Source organism: Streptomyces sp. NPDC060000 (assembly GCF_042737375.1).
Classification (GTDB): domain Bacteria; phylum Actinomycetota; class Actinomycetes; order Streptomycetales; family Streptomycetaceae; genus Streptomyces.
In genome coordinates this window covers 1163-20588 of sequence record NZ_JBHWUU010000123.1, presented here as the reverse complement: position 1 = coordinate 20588, position 19426 = coordinate 1163, and the positions used below count along the sequence as shown (strand labels likewise).

The window sequence follows — 19426 nt, the reverse complement described above, 5'->3', positions numbered from 1 at the left end:
GGTCCGTACGGACCCGGGGGCACCCTTTTCGGTACGGCCACCGCCCACTCACACGGCCGCGAACGCCGCCGTCAGCAACGCCACCCCCGACCCCGCCAGCACCCAGCCCGCCCGCGCCCGCCCCAGACCACCCGCGACCACCACCGACGCCAGCAGCAGCGCGCCGCCGAACGGTACCCACGCGTACAGAATCCCGGCCGGACCCGACCGCACCACCTCGTCACTGCCCGGTTTGATCACCACGGTGTAGATCCCGCCCTTGCGGACCGCCACCGACTTCTCGATCACCACGCGCGCGCGTGCCGTCGACCCCGCCGACAACGGCGTGTACGGCCCCGCACAGGCGTCCTCACCGCACCGCGTCACCTCGACCGTGCCCTGCTCCCGGCCCTTCGTCAGCATCACGTGCTGCGCGGACCCCCAGGAACCCCACACCCCCGCGAACAGGATCAGCGCGGCGACCACACTCATGGCCACGACCCGCCCGAACCGCAACGCGACCGCCGGGACGGACCCTCTGGCCGAGCCCGAGCCCGAGCCCGAGCCCGAGCCCGAGCCCGAGCCAGAGGCCTTGGCCGATCCCCCGGCCGAGCCGGAGCCCTTGGCCGATTTCCTGGCCGAGGCCCTGTGGGAGTGCGCCCGGCGGCGGTGGGACGAGGCTGCTGTGGCAGGCATGGCGGGGATCATTGGCCATGCCTGATCGGCCCGTCAACCTCGCTGGGCGACAAGTCAGGAGTTGTACGTGCTTTGCGCCCGCTCCAGCCCCTCCAGCACCAGGGCCTCCACCGCGTCCGCCGCACGGTCGACGAAGTAGTCCAGCTCCTTGCGCTCGGCCGAGGAGAAGTCCTTCAGCACGAAGTCCGCCACCTGCATCCGCCCCGGCGGCCGCCCGATCCCGAACCGCACCCGGTGGTACTCCGCGCCCATCACCTTCGTCATCGACTTCAGACCGTTGTGCCCGTTGTCCCCGCCGCCGAGCTTCAGCCGCAGCACGCCGTAGTCGATGTCCAGCTCGTCGTGGACCGCGACGATGTTCGCCACCGGCACCTTGTAGAAGTCCCGCAACGCGTTCACCGGGCCGCCCGACACGTTCATGAACGACATCGGTTTCACCAGCACCACCCGCCGGCTCCCCGTCCCCGGCGGGCCCAGCCGCCCCTCCACGACCTGAGCCTGCGCCTTCCCCGCCCGCTTGAACCGGCCCCCGATCCGCGCCGCCAGCAGATCCGCCACCATGAAGCCGACGTTGTGCCGGTTCATGGCGTACTCCGGACCGGGATTGCCGAGGCACGCGATCAGCCAGGGGGCACTGGCATCGGTCGTCACGTCCATGTCTCCTTGACTACAGGCGGGGGCTGCACACGCAGGGGTGCACGCGGGGGACTGCACGCGGGCACTACACGCAGGCCGCCGCTCCCCGGGGGAAGCGGCGGCCGACGGGCTGGGAATCTCGGAGGATCAGGCCTCGGTGGACTCGGCCTCGGCGTCCGCCGGGGCCTCCTCCGCCTGGGCGGCCAGGACCTGGAGGACGACCGCGTCCTCGTCGGTCGCCAGCGTGGTGCCCTTGGGCAGCGGGATGTCCTTCGCGAGGATGGCGGCACCGGCCGCCAGGCCCGCGATGGAGACGGTGACCGACTCGGGGATGTGCGTGGCCTCGGCCTCGACGTTCAGCGTGCTCAGCACGTGCTCGAGCAGGTAGGCGCCCGGGGCCAGCTCGCCCTCGGTGTGGACGTAGACCTCGACGTTGACCTTCTCGCCGCTGCGGACCAGCAGCAGGTCGACGTGGTCCAGGAAGCCCTTGATCGCGTCGCGCTGCACGGCCTTCGGGATGGCCAGGTGGGTCTTGCCGTCGATGTCCAGGCTGAGCAGGACGTTCGGGGTGCGCAGGGCGAGCTGGAGCTCGTGGCCCGGCAGCGTGATGTGCACGGGGTCGGCACCGTGGCCGTAGACCACGGCGGGAACCTTGGCGGCACGACGGATACGGCGGGCGGCGCCCTTGCCGAACTCGGTACGGGTCTCGGCTGCGAGCTTGACCTCGGCCATGTTCACTCCTCGTAGAACTGGGGAAAGGTGGTCACCCGGCCAAACCATCGGCCTGCTACGAAGAGCGCGTCGATAACGGACCGCCGTACACACGCGGAACACACGTGTACGGCCTCCCTCGCCGAGCAACTGGGACAGTTTACGCAGCGGGAAGGCCGTACACGAAATCGATCTCGACGGGACTGGACGAGGACTAGACGAGAACCGTCACTGCTCGTCGAAGAGGCTGGTCACCGAGCCGTCCTCGAACACCTCGCGCACCGCGTTCGCGATGGTCGGCGCGATCGACAGCACCGTGATCTTGTCCACCTCCAGCTCACCCGGCGTCGGCAGGGTGTTGGTGAAGATGAACTCGCTCACCTTGGAGTTCTTCAGGCGGTCGGCAGCCGGACCCGACAGAACACCGTGCGTGGCCGTCACGATGACGTCCTCCGCGCCGTGTGCGAACAGCGCGTCGGCCGCCGCGCAGATCGTGCCACCGGTGTCGATCATGTCGTCGACCAGCACACAGACGCGGCCCTTGACCTCACCCACGACCTCGTGGACCGTCACCTGGTTCGCGACGTCCTTGTCGCGCCGCTTGTGCACGATCGCCAGCGGCGCGCCCAGCCGGTCGCACCAGCGGTCCGCCACCCGCACCCGGCCCGCGTCCGGCGACACCACGGTCAGCTTCGCGCGCTCCACCTTGCTGCCCACGTAGTCGGCGAGCAGCGGCAGCGCGAAGAGGTGGTCCACCGGGCCGTCGAAGAAGCCCTGGATCTGGTCCGTGTGGAGATCCACGGTCAGTATCCGGTGCGCACCCGCCGTCTTCATCAAGTCCGCGATCAGGCGGGCCGAGATCGGCTCCCGCCCACGGTGCTTCTTGTCCTGACGGGCATAGCCGTAGAACGGCACGATCACCGTGATCGAACGGGCCGACGCGCGCTTCAGCGCGTCGATCATGATCAGCTGCTCCATGATCCATTTGTTGATCGGAGCCGTGTGGCTCTGGATCAGGAAGCAGTCCGCGCCGCGCGCCGACTCCTGGTAGCGCACGTAGATCTCACCATTGGCGAAATCGAAGGCCTTCGTCGGGACGACCCCGACACCCAGCTGGTGGGCGACCTCCTCGGCAAGCTCGGGGTGGGCGCGGCCGGAGAAGAACATCATCTTCTTCTCGCCGGTCGTCTTGAACCCGGTCACAGCACAGTCTCCTCAGAGGTGTCTCAGCTGGATGTCGAGAAACCTCGCCGCTGGGCGCGACGGGGCCGTCTCAGCTGGTGGGGTGCGGGTGAGCACCTATCACGGTACGCCGTGTTCGACGTGCCTGTTTCCGGTCAGCTTTCGCTTTCGGCCTGGCGGGAGGCCGTCTCGGCCGCCTTCGCCGCGGCACTGCCCGGACGCTTACGGGCCACCCAGCCCTCGATATTCCGCTGCTGACCTCGGGCCACGGCCAGCGAACCGGGCGGCACATCCTTCGTGATCACGGACCCGGCGGCGGTGTACGCGCCGTCCCCGACCGTGACGGGAGCCACAAACATGTTGTCCGAACCCGTCTTGCAGTGCGAGCCGACGGTGGTGTGGTGCTTGCTCTCCCCGTCGTAGTTCACGAAGACGCTCGCCGCACCGATGTTGCTGTAGTCACCGATCGTCGCGTCCCCGACGTAGGACAGGTGAGGAACCTTGGTCCCCTCGCCGATGGAGGCGTTCTTGGTCTCCACGTATGTGCCGATCTTGCCCTTCGCCCCCAGCCGCGTGCCGGGACGGAGATAGGCGTACGGCCCCACGGACGCGTCCGCGCCGATGTGGGCGCCGTCGGAGACCGTGTTGATCACCCGGGCCCCGGCGCCGACCTGTGTGTCCTTCAGCCGGCTGTTGGGGCCGACCTCGGCGCCCTCGCCGAGGCGGGTGGCGCCGAGCAGCTGCGTACCCGGGTGCACGACCGCGTCCTGCTCGAACGTGACGGTGACGTCGACCCAGGTCGTCGCCGGATCGATCACGGTCACGCCCGACAGCATCGCGGCGGTCAGCAGCCGGTCGTTGAGGATCCGGCGGGCCTCGCTCAGCTGCACCCGGTTGTTGATCCCGGCGATCTCACGGTGATCGGCGGCGACGGACGCGCCGACCCGGTGACCGGCCTCCCGCAGGATCCCGAGGACGTCGGTCAGGTACTCCTCGCCCTGGCTGTTGTCCGTACGGACCTTCTTCAGCGCGTCGGCCAGCAGCTGACCGTCGAAGGCGAACACCCCGGAGTTGATCTCCCGGATCGCGAGAACCGCCTCGGACGCGTCCTTGTGCTCGACGATCGCGGTGACGGCGCCCGAGGCGTCGTCGCGCACGATCCGCCCGTAGCCGGTCGCGTCCGGCACCTCGGCCGTCAGCACGGTGACGGCGTTCCCGTCCGTGTGGTGCGTGGCGGCGAGCTCCGCGAGGGTCGCGCCGGTCAGCAGCGGGGTGTCACCGCAGACGACGACGACCGTCCCGTCGACGCCACCGCCGAGCTGCTCAAGACCCATCCGGACGGCGTGCCCGGTGCCGTTCTGCTCCTCCTGCACGGCGGTACGCACGTGCGGGTCGACCTCGTTCAGATGCGCGGTGACCTTCTCGCGCGCGTGCCCTACGACGACGACCAGGTTCTCGGGGTCCAACTCACGGGCCGCGGCCAGCACATGGCCCACGAGGGAGCGGCCGCTGATCTCGTGCAGGACCTTCGGTATGGCCGACTTCATACGGGTGCCCTCACCCGCTGCGAGAACGACGACGGCTGCCGGGCGATTGGCGCTCACGGAAGTTGCCCTTCGGCTGTGGAGTGGGGTGGGACATCCGAAGGATACCGGGGCGTTTCTCGGAGGACATGAGAGCGGGCCCTGACAGTGCTGTCAGGGCCCGGATCGTGTAAGGCTCCCCCGCCAGGACTCGAACCCGGACATATGGCACCAAAAGCCACAGTGCTGCCAATTACACCACAGGGGAATAACCCGACTTAACCGGACATTTGCCCTGGCTGTCGAGTGGCGCCTTCTACTATGCCGTACCACCAGCCCTCGACGCGACGGTGTGGGTCGGCGGTCCGTCCGGCACTCCGCGCGGTGCTCCGCAGGACCCTCCGCGCAGCCCTTTTCCCGGCGGCCCGGGGGTGGCGGGACCGCGGGCGGAATGCGCGGTTCCGGCATCGAACGGACGTGGTTCGGCAGTTCGAGGGATACCGGTGGGTTTCGATGCTGTTCGGTTTCGGAGTGGGGTGCGGCACGGTCGGGGAAAGTCGCCGGAAAAGCCGGGGGTTGCGCCCGTAGGCTGGAGCCATGACCACGACGGGGGAAGAGGACACGGCGGCCCGGGGAGGGCCGCTGTGGTGGGCCAGACGGCGGAGTGCGGCGTTCGACTGGAGCCTCGGGCTCGTGTCCGCCGTGGAGTGCGCGGTGGAGGGGGTTCCGTTCGCGCGGGACGCCGGCATCCCGTCGGCGGCGGGGGTGGTGTTCGGACTGCTCGCCGGTTCGGTGCTCGTGGTGCGGCGCAAGTGGCCCATCGCCGTGGTGCTGGTGTCGATCGCGATCACACCGGCCCAGATGGGCTATCTGATGGGCATCGTGGGGCTGTACACGCTCGCCGCGTCGGAGCTGCCCCGGCGGATCATCGCCTCGCTCGCGGGGATGCAGTTGGTCGGGACGTTGATCGTGACGTTCGTCCGGGTGCGGCAGAGCATGGACCAGGGCCGTCTGACCATCGGGGACTGGTTCATTCCGTTCGCCGCCATCACGACCTCGCTGGGGCTCACCGCGCCGCCGCTGCTGCTCGGGATGTACGTCGGTGCCCGGCGGCGGCTCATGGAGAGCCTGCGGGAGCGGGCGGACAGTCTCGAGCGGGAGTTGCAGTTGCTCGCGGAGCGGGCGGAGGAGCGGGCGGAGTGGGCGCGTGGCGAGGAGCGGACCCGGATCGCGCGCGAGATGCATGACGTGGTCGCGCACCGGGTGAGCCTGATGGTCGTCCATGCGGCGGCGTTGCAGGCCATCGCGCGCAAGGATCCCGAGAAGGCCGCGCGCAACGCGGCGCTGGTGGGGGACATGGGACGGCAGGCGTTGACCGAGTTGCGGGAGATGCTCGGGGTGCTGCGCAGTGGCGGTGCGGGGGCGCGGGCGGCGTCGGTGCCCTTGATGGCGGTGGGGGTGGCTGCCGCAGTGGTGGTGGAGGAGGGGGAGGGGCCGTGTCTGTCGGAACTCGACGAGCTGGTGGGCCAGTCGGCGGCCGCGGGGATGGTCGTGGAGCTGCTGGTGGAGGGGGAGGCGCGGCCGTACGCGCCGGAGGTGGAGCAGACGGCGTACCGGGTGGTGCAGGAGGCGCTGACGAACGTGCACAAGCACGCGGGGGGCGCGAAGACGCATGTGCGGCTGGCGCATCGGGTGGGGGAGATCGCGATGCAGGTGGAGAACGGGGCGCCGCCCGAGGTGGGTTCGGTGTCGGCGGGCCTGCCGTCCGGGGGCAACGGCCTGGTGGGGATGAGGGAGCGGGTGGTGGCGCTGGGCGGGGTGTTCGTGTCCGGGCCGACGGAGGCGGGGGGTTTCCGGGTGTCGGCGGTGCTTCCGGCGTCGTAGGGCTTGGGTGGGGCTGTGGGTGTCGGGTGGTCCCCGGGTCCTGGATGCGGGCGGCTGGTCAGCCGGCGGTGAGGCGGACGGGTTCGATGCCGGCGGTGAGGGCGCCGAGGGCTTGGTCGATGTCGGGGCCGAGGTACCAGTCGCCGGTGTGGTCGAGGGCGTAGACGCGGCCTTCTGCGTCGATGGCGAGGAGGCCCTGGGTGTCGGTCTCGGCGCCCAGGGGGGCGACGTCGGTGTCGAGGGCCCGGCCGAGGTCGACGAGCGTGCGGGCGAGGTGGAGGCCGTGCAGGGGGTCGAGGTGGAGGGTGGTGGGGGCGACCTGGCGACCGGGGCCGATGGGCGTGATCGTGAGGCCGCCGAACTCGGCCCAGGCTTCGACCGCGGCGGGGAACACGGCGTGACGGTGGCCGGCGGGTGAGCTGTGGTCGCGGAGGGTGTCGGCCCAGATCTCGGCCTGTTTGATGTCCCAGCGTCCGGGTTGCCAGCCGGCGGCGCGCAGGGCGGCGTCGACGGGGACGGGGAAACGGGTGGTGGAGGTGCGGTCGGGGTGCATCGGCCCTTCGTTCGTCGAGCTGGTGGTGCGGGGCCCGGTGGGGCCGTCGTGCTGTCCTGTGCGGGGTGGGCCGGGGGTCAGTTGCCCGCGGCCGACGGGTCGACGATGCGCACGCCGAAGTGGTCACTGAGCGCGGTGCAGGCGCGGCAGGGGGTGGCGAAGCTGCCGTGCAGGGGGTCGCCGTCCTCGCGGATGCGGCGGGTGGTGAGTTTGGCCTGTCTGAGGCTTTTGCGGGCCTCGCCGTTGGTCATGGGGCGGCGGGCGGCGCGTCTGCTGCGGGCGGCGTCGGCGGCGGTGATATGGCGGGAGATGAGGAGAGCTTCGGCGCAGCGGCCGGTGAAGCGGTCGCGCTGGGCGCTGGTGAGGGTGTCGAGGAAGTCCTGGACGAGGTGGTGCAGGGGCGGTGGCTGGTCGCCGCGCGCGGCGGTGCTGGTGAGGGTGGCGCCACGGACGGAGAGCGCGGCGGCGACGGTGGGCAGTATCCCGTCGCGTCGGTGGCGCAGGACGGGGGCGTGGGGGGTCCCGTTGGCGGACCAGCCGATGCGGGGGTCGCCGGACGGACCGGAGTACGCACCGGAGTACGGGCCGGCCTGCGGGTCGCCGGTCCGGCCGGTGTCGTGAGCCGCCGTATTGCCGGTGTGCAGGTTGTCCGACCTGCCGGTGTGCGGCCCCGTCTGTGTCGCGTTCATGATCGTTTTCCCCTCCCGTGCATCCCCCGGACGTCACAGAGTGCCAAATGGCGTGGCCGGTGGGGAAGCTGGGGCGGTGCGACACGCCCGGGTTCGGGACGGCCGTCACGGCGGGGTGACGGCTGGTCACGGAAGCGGAGGGCCGGTGACCCCCGTCGTCGTACCGCATAGGCTGTCGGCACCGTCGGCGCGCGGTTGACGCGCGTTGGAGATTGTTGGAGACAGTCGATACGGGCCTGGTGGGTGGATCCGGAAGCGGAACCGGTCGCTGCGGGCCGTACAGAGTGCCGCAGGGGGCAACCGCCATGACGACAGGTCGGCTCGGGCAGCAGGCCGCGCCGCCGAACGCGGCCTATGCCGGGCAGGTCGTGCATTTCCCGGATCCGGTCCGGGCGGCACGGCATCCGAGGGGCGTTCGGATGGACGAGCGGGGCTACCCGGACTTCTCGCCGTATGCGCGGGCCGCCGCGGAGATCGCGGATCCGCCGGAGGGCTTCGGTGTGGACGAGCTGCGGCTGACGGACTACGTGTCGGCGAACGCGGTCCTGGCGGCTTCGGGACACGAGTTGTGGGACACGGTGCCGAGCGTGGCGACGCCGCACGGCTGGACGTGGCACCACGCGGTGGGCTCGCGGCGGCTGGAACTGGTTCCGGTCGAGGTGAAGGCGTTGCTGCGGCATCACGGTGGGGTGTCGTCGGCGGTGGTGGACCAGTCGAAGCGGGGGACGCGGCCGTTGCAGGAGACGCGACCCGCGCATTTCGGGCTGCCGAAGTCGGGTGTGGCGGTGACGGAGCAGCAGGTCCAGGGGGTCGAGGAGGATCTGGGATACCGGCTGCCGGGGGCGTACCGGTCGTTCGTGAAGGCGGCGGGTGGCTGCGCGCCGGTGGGCGCTGCGCTGGACGCGGAACTGGGACTGCTGGTCGACCAGCCCTTCTTCACCGTGCGGGACGAGGCCGCGGTCAATGACCTGGTGTACGTGAACAAGTGCCTGCGTGACCACCTGACGAAGGACTATCTGGGCGTCGGGTTCGTCCAGGGCGGGTTGCTGGCCGTGAAGGTCAGGGGCGAGCGGGCCGGTTCGGTGTGGTTCTGCGCGTACGACGATGTGCGGGACGTCGATCCGGGATGGTCGTCTGCGGAGCGCATGGAGCGGTTGCTGCTGCCGTGCGGTGAGGACTTCGACGTCTTCCTGTCGCGGCTGGCTGGCAATCCGCCGGAGTTGGAGACGGTGGCGAATCTGATGGTGGACGGCGGGTTCGCGCGTGCGGTGCCGGTGGCCGCGGTGTCTTCGGCGCCTTCTGCGTCTTCGGTGGGGGAGTGAGCTGGACGATGGTGACGTTCGCGCAGGCGCAGGAGCGCGCCGAAGAGTGGATCAACGGGGATGTGCCGGCGTACCAGCATCGTGAGGTGCGGGTACGGGAGTTCGGGCTCGGCTTCGTGGTGTGGGCCGAGGACCGAGCGGAGGGGCCGCGTTCGGACGGTGGCGCGCAGCGGTTGGTGATCGCCCGGGACAGCGGGGAGGCCACGTTGTGGCCGGCGGTGCCGGTGGGCGAGGTGATCCGCCGGTACGAGGAGGAGTACGGCCGTCCGGACACCCCTGCCGACGCGGTGCCGGCGCCTGCGGCGCGGGTGGATCTGAACCAGACGTCTTTCCTGTTGTCGCCGCCGGAGTGGTTGCAAGAGGCGGCGGACAAGCTGGGCATCGCGGACCGGCGGGAGGCCGATCCGGGGAACGGCGCGGTTTCCTCGGGGAACGGTGGAACTTCTTCGGGTTCCGGATCGGGTTCCGGATCGGGCTCCGGTTCTGGGCTGGGGGCGGGGCCGCGTCCTGGATCGGGTTCGGTGCCGGGTTCGGTGCCGGGTTCGGCGGCGGCTTCGACGCCGGGTTCGGTATCCGGTTCGGCGTCGGGTCCGGGTGGCTCCGCCGGTGGTGTGCCCGGGGGCGGGGATCCCTCGCTTCCCCGGACCCAGGGCGGCGGGGTGCCGGGGAGCGGGCTGCCCGAGACGCAGGCCGGTGTGCCCTCGGGCTCGGGTGCCGGGCAGGCGCCGGGCGCCGGTGGACCGGCGGCTCCTACGGCTCCCGTCGGGGCGACACCGTGGGCGGGGACGGACACCAACGCCGACGCCGGTGACGATCGTTCCGTGTCGCTGCCCGCCACCGTGTTCGCGCCGCCGTTGAGCGGCTCCGACGACGAGGCGGTGCCGCCGGTGTCCGCGCCGGACGCCAAGACGGCGCTGATGTCGGGCGGCAGCCGGCTTCCGCCGACGGCGGTCTCGCCCGCGCTCGGCGGTCAGGGACCGGGTGGTGCGGGAGCCGGGAACACTCCGGCTCCGACGGCTCCTCCGGCGGCTGGGACCCCTGCGGTTCCCGGCGTTTCCGGGACTCCTGGGACTCATCTGACTTCTGGTGCTTCTGGTGCTTCCGGGACTCCTGGGGCTCCTTCGCCCTCCGGTCCGGCCGGTTCGTCGTACGGCAATCCGCAGGCGCCGGGTGCGCCCGGTGGCCCGGGAACACCGCCCCCGGCCGGTGGGTCCTCCTACGGTTACCCGCAGGGCGCGGGTGCTCCGCCGCCCCCGGCCGGACCGGGCGCTCCGGCGCGGCCGCTGGCGCCCAACGCCGGTGACATCGCCGACGCCGCGACCAGCAAGGCGGCGCCGCCTCCGCGTCGCAACCGGGGTGGAGGGGCACAGCCGCCGCCTCCGCCGGGTGCGCCGGGAACCCCGGGTGCGCGGCCGGGGAACACTCCGCCGCCGCCTTCCGGGCCGGGTGCGCCGGGTACTCCGGCGGGCGGTTACGTGCCCACGCAGCTTGTGTCGGCCCTGGGTCCCGACGGGATCGGGGGTCCGGCTGGTCCGGCTGGTCCGGTTCGTCCGGCAGGGCCTGGTGCGGGGGGCGCGCCGCACCCTCCCGGCGCTCCGGGTGCGCCCGGTGCGCCCGCTGGACCGAATCCGCCCGGGAGTACGCCTCCCGGTGGCGTTCACCATGCCGCGACGATGCTTGCCGACCCCGGTCGGATGGGGCCGGGTGCGCCGCAGCCGCCGGGTGCGCCTCGTGGTCCAGGTGCTCCGGGCATGCCTGGCGCTCCCGGCGCGCAGGCCGCTCCGGGTGCCCCCGGGGCACCCCAGGCGCCCGGTGCACCTGGCTTTCCCAACGCCCCGGGCGCGTCTGGTGCACCCGGCGTGCAGGGCCCCGGTGGGGGCGGCCACGCCGCTGTTCACCATGCGCAGACCATGTTGGCCGGGCCCCCGGCGGGTGGCCCCGGCGCGCCTTTGCCGCCGCAGGGTCCAGGCACTCCGGGCCCCGGTTTCCCGGGCGCTCCCGGTGTACCCGGCGCTCCCGGTTTCCCGGGCGCTCCCGGTGTACCCGGCGCTCCCGGTTTCCCGGCTGCCCCGGGGATGGCTCCGGGCGCTCCCGGTATGGGTCCAGGTGCCCCCCAGCCTCCGATGCCGCCGCCGGGCGGACCGGTGCCGGGGCAGCCTCCCGCGTACGGGTATCCGCAGCAGCAGGGGCTGCCGACGGTCGGCCCGGGCTACCAGGCCGTGCTGCGCTACCGCGCGCAGGACGGCTCGGAGCAGCAGCTGATCCGGCGTTCGGCGCCGGGGACGCCGCACCCGGAGTGGCAGATCTTCCATGAGCTGCGGGCGATGAACGTGCCGCCGGACCAGGTGCTGGAGCTGCACACGGAGCTGGAGTCGTGTGAGCTGCCGGGCGCGTACTGCGCGCGGATGATCCGGGAGCAGTGGCCGCAGGCGCGGATCACGAGCATCGCGCCGTACGGTACGGACCACGCGAGCCGGCAGCAGGGCATGCAGCAACTGCTGGCCCATCAGGGCGAGTTGCACCAGGTGGCGGACGGGCCGGCGCGTCCGGCTCCCGTCCGTGCGCCGTTGCCGCCGGTACAGGCGGCGCCGCCGGTTCCGCCGGAGGCGATCGGGCAGGAACTGGCCGCGCTGTTCGGGCCGGCGGTGTTCCGCTTCGAGCAGGCCGCGGTGTCCCGCCAGGGGGTGCCGCCGGTCGTGGCGCACACGCTGGTGGTCGCGGGCCTGCCGGCGGATCTGGGACCGTTCTTCTGGGCGCAGGCCCAGCCGGGCAGGCCGGTGCCGACGCTGGCGGAGCTGGCGGCCGAACGGGGCGTGCAGCCGGCGTCGGACGCGGGCTCGTACCTCGTCATGGGTACGGACTTCGGCAAGGCGATCTGCGTGCAGTACGGCACCGCGAACATCGTCGCCGTGCCCGTGGAGGCGGGGCCGGGCGGTGCGCCCGTACCGCCGCAGTTCGTGAACACCGGGCTGCCGGAATTCGCGCGCTGCCTGGCGTTGCTCGGACGGATGTGGCGGCTGCGGTTCGGTCTCAACGAGGAGCAGGCGGGTCGCTGGACCGTCGACTTCCAGGCCCAGTTGGCCTCGCTCGATCCGGCGGCGCTCGGTTCGCCCGAGAGCTGGTGGTCGGTGCTCCTGGAGCAGATGTGGGACGGCCTGCTGTGACGGGCGGTCGCTGCGCCGCGTAGGAGCGGGAGCGGGTGCACGCGCAGGAGCAGGAGCGGAAGCGGGTGCAGGAGCAGGAGTAGGAGCTGGAACGGAAAGGGGCCGGGCCCGGTCGGATGATCGAGCCCGGCCCCTTTCCTGTTCGAACTCGGTCTCTTTGTGTTCCCACCGGGCACCTTTGTGTTCGAGGTCGGCCGTGACCTGTGGGCGGAGTGTCGCGTTATGAACACTTGCGCCAGATCCATCAAGATATGCGCGAAATCATCATGCCGTGTCCGTCGGGTGGCGAGAGGTTCCAGGATGAGCAGCGCATCGGTGTCACCACCGGGGTACGTGACCGTTCGCGGCCGCGGATACCGGCCGGAACAGGTCGAGGCGTACACCGCCGCGCTCTGCTCCGACCGGGATGCCGCGTGGGAGCGGGCCGCCCGGCTCACGGTGCTCGCCCGGGAGATGGAGGAGGAGGCCGAGCAGCTGCGCGAAGTGGTGACAAGGCTCGCGCCGCAGACGTACGACTCCCTCGGGGAGCGCGCACGGCGCATTCTCCAGCTCGCTCTGGAAGAGGCGGCGGACGTCCGCGACAGGGCGCGGCGCGAAGCGCTTGAGTACGTCGCGCAGGCCGAGACGCGCGCCCTCGAGGTACGCCGTGCGGCACAGGAGGAGGCCGACGAACTGCGCGCGGAGGCCGAGGAACGTGCCCGCCAGTGGTTGCTGGCGGCGCGCGCCGAGGCCGACGAACTGCGCATCGGCACCCGGCGCGACGTCAAGGAGTACCGCGGCGAGGCGCTGGCCGCCCTGCGCGAGGTACGGCAGCGCACCGCCGGCATGCTCGCCGAGCAGGAGAAGGAGCACGTCGAGCGGTGGGCCGCGACGGAGCGCGAGGCGGCCGAGCGAGCCGCGGCCGTCGACGCGCGGTACGCCCGGTCGGTGACCCGCGCCGAGGCGGCGCTGTCCGAGGCCGAGCAGGCGTTCGTGGAGGCCGAGGAGTCGGCCCGGCTGCGTCAGGAGGAGGCACACGCGCGTGCAGCCGAACTGCTCACCGAGGCGCACGTCCGGGAGGAACGCACCGTGCGCGAGACGGAGCGGGTGCTCCGGGAGCACGGCGAACGCCGGGACGACGTGCAGGCGCACATGGACCACGTACGCAACAGCCTGAGCGCACTCACCGGCCGCACGGTCGACTGAGCCCGGCGGAGCGCACTCACCGGCCGCACGGTCGGCTGGGCCCGGCGGAGCGCACTCACCGGCCGCACGGTCGGCTGGGCCCGGCGGAGCGCACTCACCGGCCGCACGGTCGGCTGGGCCCGGCGGAGCGTGATCACCGGCCGCACGGTCGGCTGGGCTCCTGTCGGCTGGGCTCCTGTCCGCGCTCGTCGGCCGGACGGTGCTCAGGACGATGGGCTGATGAGCTCGTCGGTGACCCATCGGGCGACGTCGGCCGGGTAGGGAGCCGGCAGTCCGAGGACGATGTGCCGGAAGCCGGCGTCGAGCGCGCCGCCGATCGCGTCCCGGGTGACGCCGGGCCGGTCGTAGGAGACGGCCAGGTGCATCGAGCGGGTGATCGAGACGGGGTCACGGCCGATCTCGGCGCAGTATCGGTCCAGCAACGCACTGCGGCTGACGGCGTCGTCGAGATCGCCGCCCGGGATGTTCCACAGGTCGGCGTGCTCGGCGACCACGCGCAGGGTCGCGGACGAGCGTCCGCCGATGAGGATCGGCGGGTGGGGGCGCTGCACGGGTTTCGGGTTGCCGAACGCTCCGGTGAGGCGGTGGTGGGTGCCGTCGAAGTCGAACGGCTTCTCCTCGGTCCATAGCCGCCGGATGACCGTGCAGGCTTCGGCGAGGCTCCGCACGGCGTGCGCGGAGTCGTGGAAGGGCAGGCCGTGCGCTGCGTATTCGCGCCGGGCCAGCGGATGGTCGGGGCGGGAGCCGACGCCGATTCCGAAGTCGAGCCGTCCGCCGGAGACGATGTCGACGGTCGTGGCGATCTTGGCCAGCAGCGCGGGTGGCCGGAACCGGTTGCTGGTCACCATGACGCCGAGCCGCAGCCGTCGGGTCTGGGCGGCGAGCGCCGAGAGCAGCGTCCAGCCCTCGTACGCCGGGCCGTCCGGGTCGCCGCCGATCGGCATGAGGTGATCGAACAGCCAGGCGTGCTCGATCTCCGGGATCGAGTCCGCCTCGCGCCAGACCCGTAAGACGTCGTGGTAGTCGACCTGCATGGGAGCGGTCATGATCCCGAAACTGGGCCGGGGTGTGGATGACATGAAGTCGTCGCTTCCTTCGTGAGTCCGGTGAGTCGGGTGAGTCGGGTGAGTCCGGTGACCCCGGTGACCCCGGTGACCCCGGTGACCCCGGTGGGCCGGCGAGTCCGGCGAGTTGGGTGAATGCGCCGGTGGCTGCCCCGGGTGGTCAGCGGCGGCGCAGCGACGCGTCCAGCAGCGCGGGTGGGGTGTCGAACTTCTCGTGCGGGGCGAGGTCGGTGCCCGGGGCCACGACGGCGTCGATCGCGTCCAGCACGTCGGCGGAGAGCACGGTGTCGGCGGCGGCGAGCTGCGCGCGCAGGTGGTCCGGTGTGCGGGGGCCGATGAGCGCACTGGTCACGGCGGGGTGCGCGGCCACGAATCCGAGCGCGAGCTGGATCATGGTCAGACCGGCTTCGTCGGCGATCGCGGCCAGTTGCTCGACGGCGTCGAGCCGGGCCCGGTTGGCGGGGACGGCGGTGTCGAAACGCTGCGGCATGAACGTCGAGCGGCTGGTGGTGACGGCCCGGCCCTCGCGGATCGCGCCCGACAGCCAGCCCGAGGCCAGCGGACTCCACACCAGCACACCGAGCCCGTACTCCCCGGTCACGGGCAGGACGTGGGTCTCGATGCCGCGCTGCAGGATCGAGTAGCTGGGCTGTTCGGTGACGTAGCGGCTCAGGTGATGCTCGCGGGCGGCCCACTGGGCCTGCACGATGCGGTGGGCCGGGAAGGTCGACGAGCCGAAGTAGCGGATCTTTCCGGCGCGTTGCAGGTCGGTCAGGGCCGACAGGGTCTCCTCGTCGCCGGTGCTCGGGTCCCACCGGTGGATCTGGTAGAGATCGACGTGGTCGACGCCGAGCCGGCGCAGGCTGTTGTCCAGTTCGGTGACCAGCCAGCGGCGCGAGCTGCCCCGGTGGTTGCGCTCGTCGCCCATCGGCATGCCCGCCTTCGTGGCCAGCACGATGTCGTCGCGGCGGCCGGCGAGGGCCTTGCCGACCATCTCCTCCGACTCCCCGGCCCCGTAGATGTCGGCGGTGTCGATGAGGTTGATTCCGCTCTCGAGGGCGGCGTCGACGATGGCGTCGACCTCCTCCTGGGTGGTGCGCCCGATGCTGCCGAAGTTCATGGCGCCGAGCGCGAGGGAGCTGACCTGCACGCCGGTGCGGCCCAAGGTGCGGTACTGCATGGGTGTGTTCCTCCATGGCGGATGAGGTGGGGTGGTGGCGTTGCGTGGCTTGGCCGGGGTCGGCCGCTCTGGCATGATGAGGAAACGGAACGCCGTCCCGTTTGAACATACGGAACCCTGTCCCGTTTAGCAACAGGCAGACGGGTAGCGGGTGGCGGGCAGCTAGAGGTAGGTAGTAAGTAGCTGGACAGGCGGTCGGCAGTGGCCGGCCAGGTAGCGGAGGACTGCGCCATGAACGACGGCGAGCAGGGCGCGGAGCCCCCGGCCCGGCCCAAACGGGCGGACGCCCGGCGAAACAAGGAGACCCTGCTCGACGCGGCCGCCGCGATTTTCGTCACGGCGGGCGTGGAGGCGCCGGTGCGCGACATCGCGGCCAAGGCCGGCGTCGGGACGGCCACGATCTACCGCCACTTCCCGACCCGGGCGGACCTCATCATCGCCGTCTACCGGCACCAGGTCGACGCCTGCGCCGAGGCCGGACCGGCCCTGCTGGCGGAGGGCCCGACCCCGCACGCCGCACTGGGGCGATGGATCGACCTCTTCGTCGACTTCCTGGTCACCAAGCACGGGCTCGCCGCCGTGCTCCAGTCCGACAACGCGGGCTTCGAGGCGCTGCACGACTACTTCCTCGACCGCCTGGTGCCCGTGTGCGCCCGGTTGCTCGACGCCGCGGCCGCCTCCGGTGAGATCCGGTCCGGCCTCCAGGCCTACGAGCTCATGCGCGGCGTCGGCAACCTCTGCATCGGCGCGCACGGCGATCCCCGCTACGACCCGCGCCGACTGGCCCAACTCCTCGTGGCGGGACTGCACCGACAGCACTGACCAGTGCCGGACAGTTGATGGTGTTGACCAGTGCCGGACGGCCGATGGTGCTGACCAGTGCGCAGTGCCGGACGGCCGATGGTGCTGATCACCGGGCGAGCGCCGGTGCTGACCACCGGACGGCCGACGGCGCTGATCACCGGACGGCCGCCGCGCTACGACCGGGCGGTCGACGACACGGACCGGCGCCCGGGCGGCTGGCCGCCCTGATCACCGCCGGGGCCGGAGGTGCGACCGCCCTGACCATCACTGAGGTCGGAGGCGCGACGGCACGTGCCGCCGTCGTGCCGCTGTCGTGCGGTCGACGTGGACCGGCCGGGGCGCCGCCCCGCCTCCTTCTCCCGCCTCACTTCTCCCCGCGCACCGCGCCCGCCAGGATCCAGCCCTCCACCGCCTCGTACTGGCGGCGCTGTTCCTCCGCCTTGTGGTGGCCCGAGACCACCGTGCCCAGCCAGCCGAGGGCGAAGCCGAGGGGGATGGTGACGATGCCCGTGGTGGTGAAGGGGAACCAGTTGAAGTCGGCCTCGGGGAAGGCGGAGACGGGTGAGCCCGAGACCAGGTTCGTGCCCGGCATCAGGAGCAGGACGGACAGGGTTCCGCCGATGAGGGTGGCGAGGAGGCCGGTCCGGGTGTAGCGGCGCCAGAAGAGGCTGTAGACGAGGGCGGGTGCGAGGGCCGAGGCGCCGAGGCAGAAGGACAGGGTGACCAGCGGCTGGAGGCTGCGGTGCTGGACCTGGGCGGCGAGCAGGATCGTCGGGACGCCGACGGCCAGCGCGGACAGCCGGGCCAGGAGCATCTCGCGGCGCGGGCTCATCTTCGGGTCGCGTGCGGCGAAGACGTCGTGGGCGAGGGAGTTGGCGCAGGCGAGGATCATGCCGGCCACCGAGGCGAGCACCGTGAGGAAGATCGCCGTCGTGACCGCCGTGAAGAGGAGGGTCTCGGCCGTGGACACATCGCTGCCGAAGGCGGCCCGGGAGCCCAGCAGATAGGCGGTGTTGCCCTGCGGGTCCGCCTGGGCGATCGCCGCGCGGCCGACGATCGCCGTCGCTCCGAAGCCGACCACCGTCATGATCAGCACGAACAGGGCGACGCCGGACACCGCCCAGGACATCGACCGGCGTACCTGGCGGGCACTGGAGGCGGTGTACATGCGCATGGTGATGTGCGGCAGACAGGCGCCGCCCAGCACGACCGACAGCTGAGCGGTGATCATGTCGACGCGGGGGTAGGAGCCTCCGGCGAACTCCAGCCCCGAGTGCAGGAAGGCGTCACCGACACCGCTGCCCTCGGCCGCCGCGTCGAAGAGGGTGCCCGGGTTCCAGTCGAAGCGGTACAGGACGATCACGGCGATGACGGCGCCGGAGCCGAGCAGCGTCACGATCTTCATCATCTGGATGAGGGCGGTGCCCTTCATGCCGCCGATGGCCGCGTAGCTGATCATCAGCACACCCATGCAGACGACACAGCCCGTCTTCACCGAGGCGCCGGAGAACCCCAGGATGAAGGCGAGTAGCTGGCCGGTGCCGGCGAGCTGCACGAGCATCATCGGCAGCAGCGCGGCGAGCGTCACCGCGCACGCCGTGATGCGCACGGCGCGCCCCGGCATGCGGCGGGCCAGCGCGTCGCCCATGGTGAACCGGCCCGCGTTGCGCAGCGGTTCGGCCAGCAGGAACATCAGCAGCATCAGGGAGAGGGCGGTGCTGAGGGCGAGGACGACACCGTCGTAGCCGCACAGGGCGATCACGCCGCCGGTGCCCAGGACGGTCGCCGCCGAGATGTAGTCACCGGCGATGGCCAGGCCGTTGCGCAGCGGGGAGAGGGAACGGTAGCCGGTGTAGAACTCGTCGAGGTCGTCGCGGTCGGGGCCGGTCATCACGCACAGCAGCAGCGTGATCGTGGCGATCGCGGTGAACGCCACGAGGGACATCGTCTGCGCGTTGTCGCTGAACTCCGTCATCGTCCGGCCTCCTTGGGGCGGTTTCCCCGGGCGTCCCGCTTCGCGTCGATCTCGGAGAGCTTGCGGATGCGGTCGGCGAGGGGGTCCACATGGCGGCGGGCGGTCCGCTCGTACACGGCGATCGCCAGCAGGGTGACCGGGAGCTGGATCAGGGCGAGCAGCAGTCCCGCGGGGAGTCCGGTGGCGACCGTGCCGGTCATCAGGGACGGCGCGAACGCCGACAGGACCAGGAAGACGACGAAGTAGCCGAGCGCGGTGAGCGTGGCCACCCGCCGCTGGCGGCGGTAGGCGCCGCGCAGGATGCGCAGGTCGCTGTGGCGGCCCGGCGGGACGTGGTCGGCGGGCCGGCGCCGTGGCGGCTCGGGCGGCCGGGGCGGCGGCTGCCATGGGTAGGTGCGGCTGTGGCCGGGGCGTGACGGGTCGTGTGACATCCCGTGCTCCTTGCGTGGCTCGGATCCGTGGCGGCGGACCGCAGGGAGTGGGGGGCGGTACGAGGGACGCACGTTACTTGGGGGTACGGCGGCTGCGAAGGGTTTTCACCGAACTGAGTGGTCGGTATGCGCTTACTGCCCGAAATACCTTCTGACCTGGGGTGTTACCCGCGTTAACACCCCAGGTGTGGTTCCTGTGGGCTTTGTGGCGGCACCGTGCGCGTGTTGTCGACCACCGCCCGCGCGGCCCCGGTTCGGGGAGGCGGCCTGCCGGTGCATGCCGTCGGCCCACAGGCCTACATGGCACCGCCCCTCCGGCCCCTCCGGCCCCTCCGGCCCCTTCGGGGTCCGGCGCGGCCAGGACCGTCGTGGGGGGGGGGGGGGCCCCGGCCGCGCGGCCGGCCGCCGGCGGGCCGGCGCGGCGGCCCGCGAGGCGGCCCGCCCCCCC

General features: G+C 71.9%; 17 protein-coding genes and 1 tRNA gene. 6 read left to right on the top strand and 12 right to left on the bottom strand.

Annotated features, from left to right (window positions below):
- Window positions 1-48: 48 nt before the first annotated feature.
- The 6 genes from ACFWBB_RS40055 to ACFWBB_RS40030 all read right to left on the bottom strand — a co-directional run bounded on the left by ACFWBB_RS40055 (window position 49) and on the right by ACFWBB_RS40030 (window position 4995).
- On the bottom strand, window positions 49-675 hold the full coding sequence (locus ACFWBB_RS40055) for a hypothetical protein (protein ID WP_385283418.1): 627 nt from the start codon (window positions 673-675) through the stop codon (window positions 49-51).
- Window positions 676-729: 54 nt separating this feature from the next.
- Window positions 730-1332, bottom strand: coding sequence for an aminoacyl-tRNA hydrolase (gene pth, locus ACFWBB_RS40050; protein ID WP_385283416.1), 603 nt, complete (start codon window positions 1330-1332; stop codon window positions 730-732).
- A gap of 126 nt (window positions 1333-1458) precedes the next feature.
- On the bottom strand, window positions 1459-2043 hold the full coding sequence (locus ACFWBB_RS40045) for a 50S ribosomal protein L25/general stress protein Ctc (RefSeq protein WP_385283413.1): 585 nt from the start codon (window positions 2041-2043) through the stop codon (window positions 1459-1461).
- Window positions 2044-2250: 207 nt separating this feature from the next.
- Window positions 2251-3225, bottom strand: a complete 975-nt coding sequence (locus tag ACFWBB_RS40040; RefSeq protein WP_385283410.1) for a ribose-phosphate diphosphokinase — start codon at window positions 3223-3225, stop codon at window positions 2251-2253.
- Between the two features lie 134 nt (window positions 3226-3359).
- On the bottom strand, window positions 3360-4808 hold the full coding sequence (glmU, locus tag ACFWBB_RS40035; RefSeq protein ID WP_385283407.1) for a bifunctional UDP-N-acetylglucosamine diphosphorylase/glucosamine-1-phosphate N-acetyltransferase GlmU: 1449 nt from the start codon (window positions 4806-4808) through the stop codon (window positions 3360-3362).
- A gap of 115 nt (window positions 4809-4923) precedes the next feature.
- A tRNA-Gln gene (locus ACFWBB_RS40030) sits at window positions 4924-4995 on the bottom strand.
- 329 nt (window positions 4996-5324) lie between these two features.
- Between ACFWBB_RS40030 and ACFWBB_RS40025 the strand changes: the two genes are divergently transcribed.
- Window positions 5325-6611 carry a sensor histidine kinase gene (locus tag ACFWBB_RS40025; protein ID WP_385283405.1) on the top strand — a complete coding sequence of 429 codons (1287 nt, stop codon included), beginning with the start codon at window positions 5325-5327 and terminating at the stop codon, window positions 6609-6611.
- A gap of 58 nt (window positions 6612-6669) precedes the next feature.
- On the opposite strand, the gene ACFWBB_RS40020 is transcribed toward ACFWBB_RS40025, so the two are convergent.
- Both ACFWBB_RS40020 and ACFWBB_RS40015 read right to left on the bottom strand, forming a co-directional pair.
- Window positions 6670-7164, bottom strand: coding sequence for an SUKH-3 domain-containing protein (locus ACFWBB_RS40020; RefSeq protein WP_385283402.1), 495 nt, complete (start codon window positions 7162-7164; stop codon window positions 6670-6672).
- A 77-nt stretch (window positions 7165-7241) separates the two neighbouring features.
- On the bottom strand, window positions 7242-7853 hold the full coding sequence (locus ACFWBB_RS40015; protein ID WP_385283399.1) for a YwqJ-related putative deaminase: 612 nt from the start codon (window positions 7851-7853) through the stop codon (window positions 7242-7244).
- Between the two features lie 305 nt (window positions 7854-8158).
- Between ACFWBB_RS40015 and ACFWBB_RS40010 the strand changes: the two genes are divergently transcribed.
- From ACFWBB_RS40010 to ACFWBB_RS40000, 3 genes are all read left to right on the top strand, one after another.
- The gene (locus ACFWBB_RS40010; protein ID WP_385283396.1) at window positions 8159-9175 is read left to right on the top strand and encodes an SMI1/KNR4 family protein; all 1017 of its coding nucleotides are present in this window, start codon (window positions 8159-8161) and stop codon (window positions 9173-9175) included.
- A gap of 8 nt (window positions 9176-9183) precedes the next feature.
- A complete protein-coding gene (locus ACFWBB_RS40005; RefSeq protein ID WP_385283421.1) occupies window positions 9184-12339 on the top strand; it encodes an SUKH-4 family immunity protein in 3156 nt (1051 codons plus the stop codon).
- 300 nt (window positions 12340-12639) lie between these two features.
- The gene (locus tag ACFWBB_RS40000) at window positions 12640-13524 is read left to right on the top strand and encodes a cellulose-binding protein (RefSeq protein ID WP_385283393.1); all 885 of its coding nucleotides are present in this window, start codon (window positions 12640-12642) and stop codon (window positions 13522-13524) included.
- 203 nt (window positions 13525-13727) lie between these two features.
- On the opposite strand, the gene ACFWBB_RS39995 is transcribed toward ACFWBB_RS40000, so the two are convergent.
- Window positions 13728-14603 carry an LLM class flavin-dependent oxidoreductase gene (locus ACFWBB_RS39995; protein ID WP_385283389.1) on the bottom strand — a complete coding sequence of 292 codons (876 nt, stop codon included), beginning with the start codon at window positions 14601-14603 and terminating at the stop codon, window positions 13728-13730.
- Between the two features lie 145 nt (window positions 14604-14748).
- Entirely contained in the window at window positions 14749-15768 is a 1020-nt protein-coding gene (locus ACFWBB_RS39990) for an aldo/keto reductase (protein ID WP_385283386.1), read from the bottom strand.
- A gap of 231 nt (window positions 15769-15999) precedes the next feature.
- On the opposite strand from ACFWBB_RS39990, the gene ACFWBB_RS39985 reads away from it, so the two are divergent.
- Complete coding sequence (locus ACFWBB_RS39985) at window positions 16000-16590, top strand: TetR/AcrR family transcriptional regulator (protein WP_385283383.1); 591 nt, start codon at window positions 16000-16002, stop codon at window positions 16588-16590.
- Window positions 16591-16647: 57 nt separating this feature from the next.
- Window positions 16648-16800: a hypothetical protein gene (locus tag ACFWBB_RS39980; protein ID WP_385283380.1), complete on the top strand. Its 153-nt coding sequence runs from the start codon at window positions 16648-16650 to the stop codon at window positions 16798-16800.
- 136 nt (window positions 16801-16936) lie between these two features.
- Here ACFWBB_RS39980 and ACFWBB_RS39975 read toward each other — a convergent pair whose 3' ends face one another.
- Both ACFWBB_RS39975 and ACFWBB_RS39970 read right to left on the bottom strand, forming a co-directional pair.
- Window positions 16937-18547, bottom strand: a complete 1611-nt coding sequence (locus ACFWBB_RS39975; protein WP_385283377.1) for a cation acetate symporter — start codon at window positions 18545-18547, stop codon at window positions 16937-16939.
- Entirely contained in the window at window positions 18544-18978 is a 435-nt protein-coding gene (locus tag ACFWBB_RS39970; RefSeq protein ID WP_385283374.1) for a DUF485 domain-containing protein, read from the bottom strand. The genes ACFWBB_RS39975 and ACFWBB_RS39970 overlap by 4 nt, the downstream gene beginning before the upstream one ends.
- Window positions 18979-19426: the final 448 nt, after the last annotated feature.

What these genes read in the sequence shown, in the direction of transcription:
- ACFWBB_RS40025 (WP_385283405.1), top strand. Translation starts at nt 5,325, where the DNA reads ATGACCACGACGGGGGAAGAGGACACGGCGGCCCGGGGAGGGCCGCTG.
- ACFWBB_RS40020 (WP_385283402.1), bottom strand. Translation starts at nt 7,164, where the DNA reads ATGCACCCCGACCGCACCTCCACCACCCGTTTCCCCGTCCCCGTCGAC.
- ACFWBB_RS40045 (WP_385283413.1), bottom strand. Translation starts at nt 2,043, where the DNA reads ATGGCCGAGGTCAAGCTCGCAGCCGAGACCCGTACCGAGTTCGGCAAG.
- ACFWBB_RS39995 (WP_385283389.1), bottom strand. Translation starts at nt 14,603, where the DNA reads ATGTCATCCACACCCCGGCCCAGTTTCGGGATCATGACCGCTCCCATG.
- ACFWBB_RS40000 (WP_385283393.1), top strand. Translation starts at nt 12,640, where the DNA reads ATGAGCAGCGCATCGGTGTCACCACCGGGGTACGTGACCGTTCGCGGC.
- ACFWBB_RS40015 (WP_385283399.1), bottom strand. Translation starts at nt 7,853, where the DNA reads ATGAACGCGACACAGACGGGGCCGCACACCGGCAGGTCGGACAACCTG.
- ACFWBB_RS39985 (WP_385283383.1), top strand. Translation starts at nt 16,000, where the DNA reads ATGAACGACGGCGAGCAGGGCGCGGAGCCCCCGGCCCGGCCCAAACGG.
- ACFWBB_RS40010 (WP_385283396.1), top strand. Translation starts at nt 8,159, where the DNA reads ATGACGACAGGTCGGCTCGGGCAGCAGGCCGCGCCGCCGAACGCGGCC.
- ACFWBB_RS39975 (WP_385283377.1), bottom strand. Translation starts at nt 18,547, where the DNA reads ATGACGGAGTTCAGCGACAACGCGCAGACGATGTCCCTCGTGGCGTTC.
- ACFWBB_RS39970 (WP_385283374.1), bottom strand. Translation starts at nt 18,978, where the DNA reads ATGTCACACGACCCGTCACGCCCCGGCCACAGCCGCACCTACCCATGG.
- ACFWBB_RS40055 (WP_385283418.1), bottom strand. Translation starts at nt 675, where the DNA reads ATGCCTGCCACAGCAGCCTCGTCCCACCGCCGCCGGGCGCACTCCCAC.
- ACFWBB_RS40005 (WP_385283421.1), top strand. Translation starts at nt 9,184, where the DNA reads ATGGTGACGTTCGCGCAGGCGCAGGAGCGCGCCGAAGAGTGGATCAAC.
- ACFWBB_RS39990 (WP_385283386.1), bottom strand. Translation starts at nt 15,768, where the DNA reads ATGCAGTACCGCACCTTGGGCCGCACCGGCGTGCAGGTCAGCTCCCTC.
- pth (WP_385283416.1), bottom strand. Translation starts at nt 1,332, where the DNA reads ATGGACGTGACGACCGATGCCAGTGCCCCCTGGCTGATCGCGTGCCTC.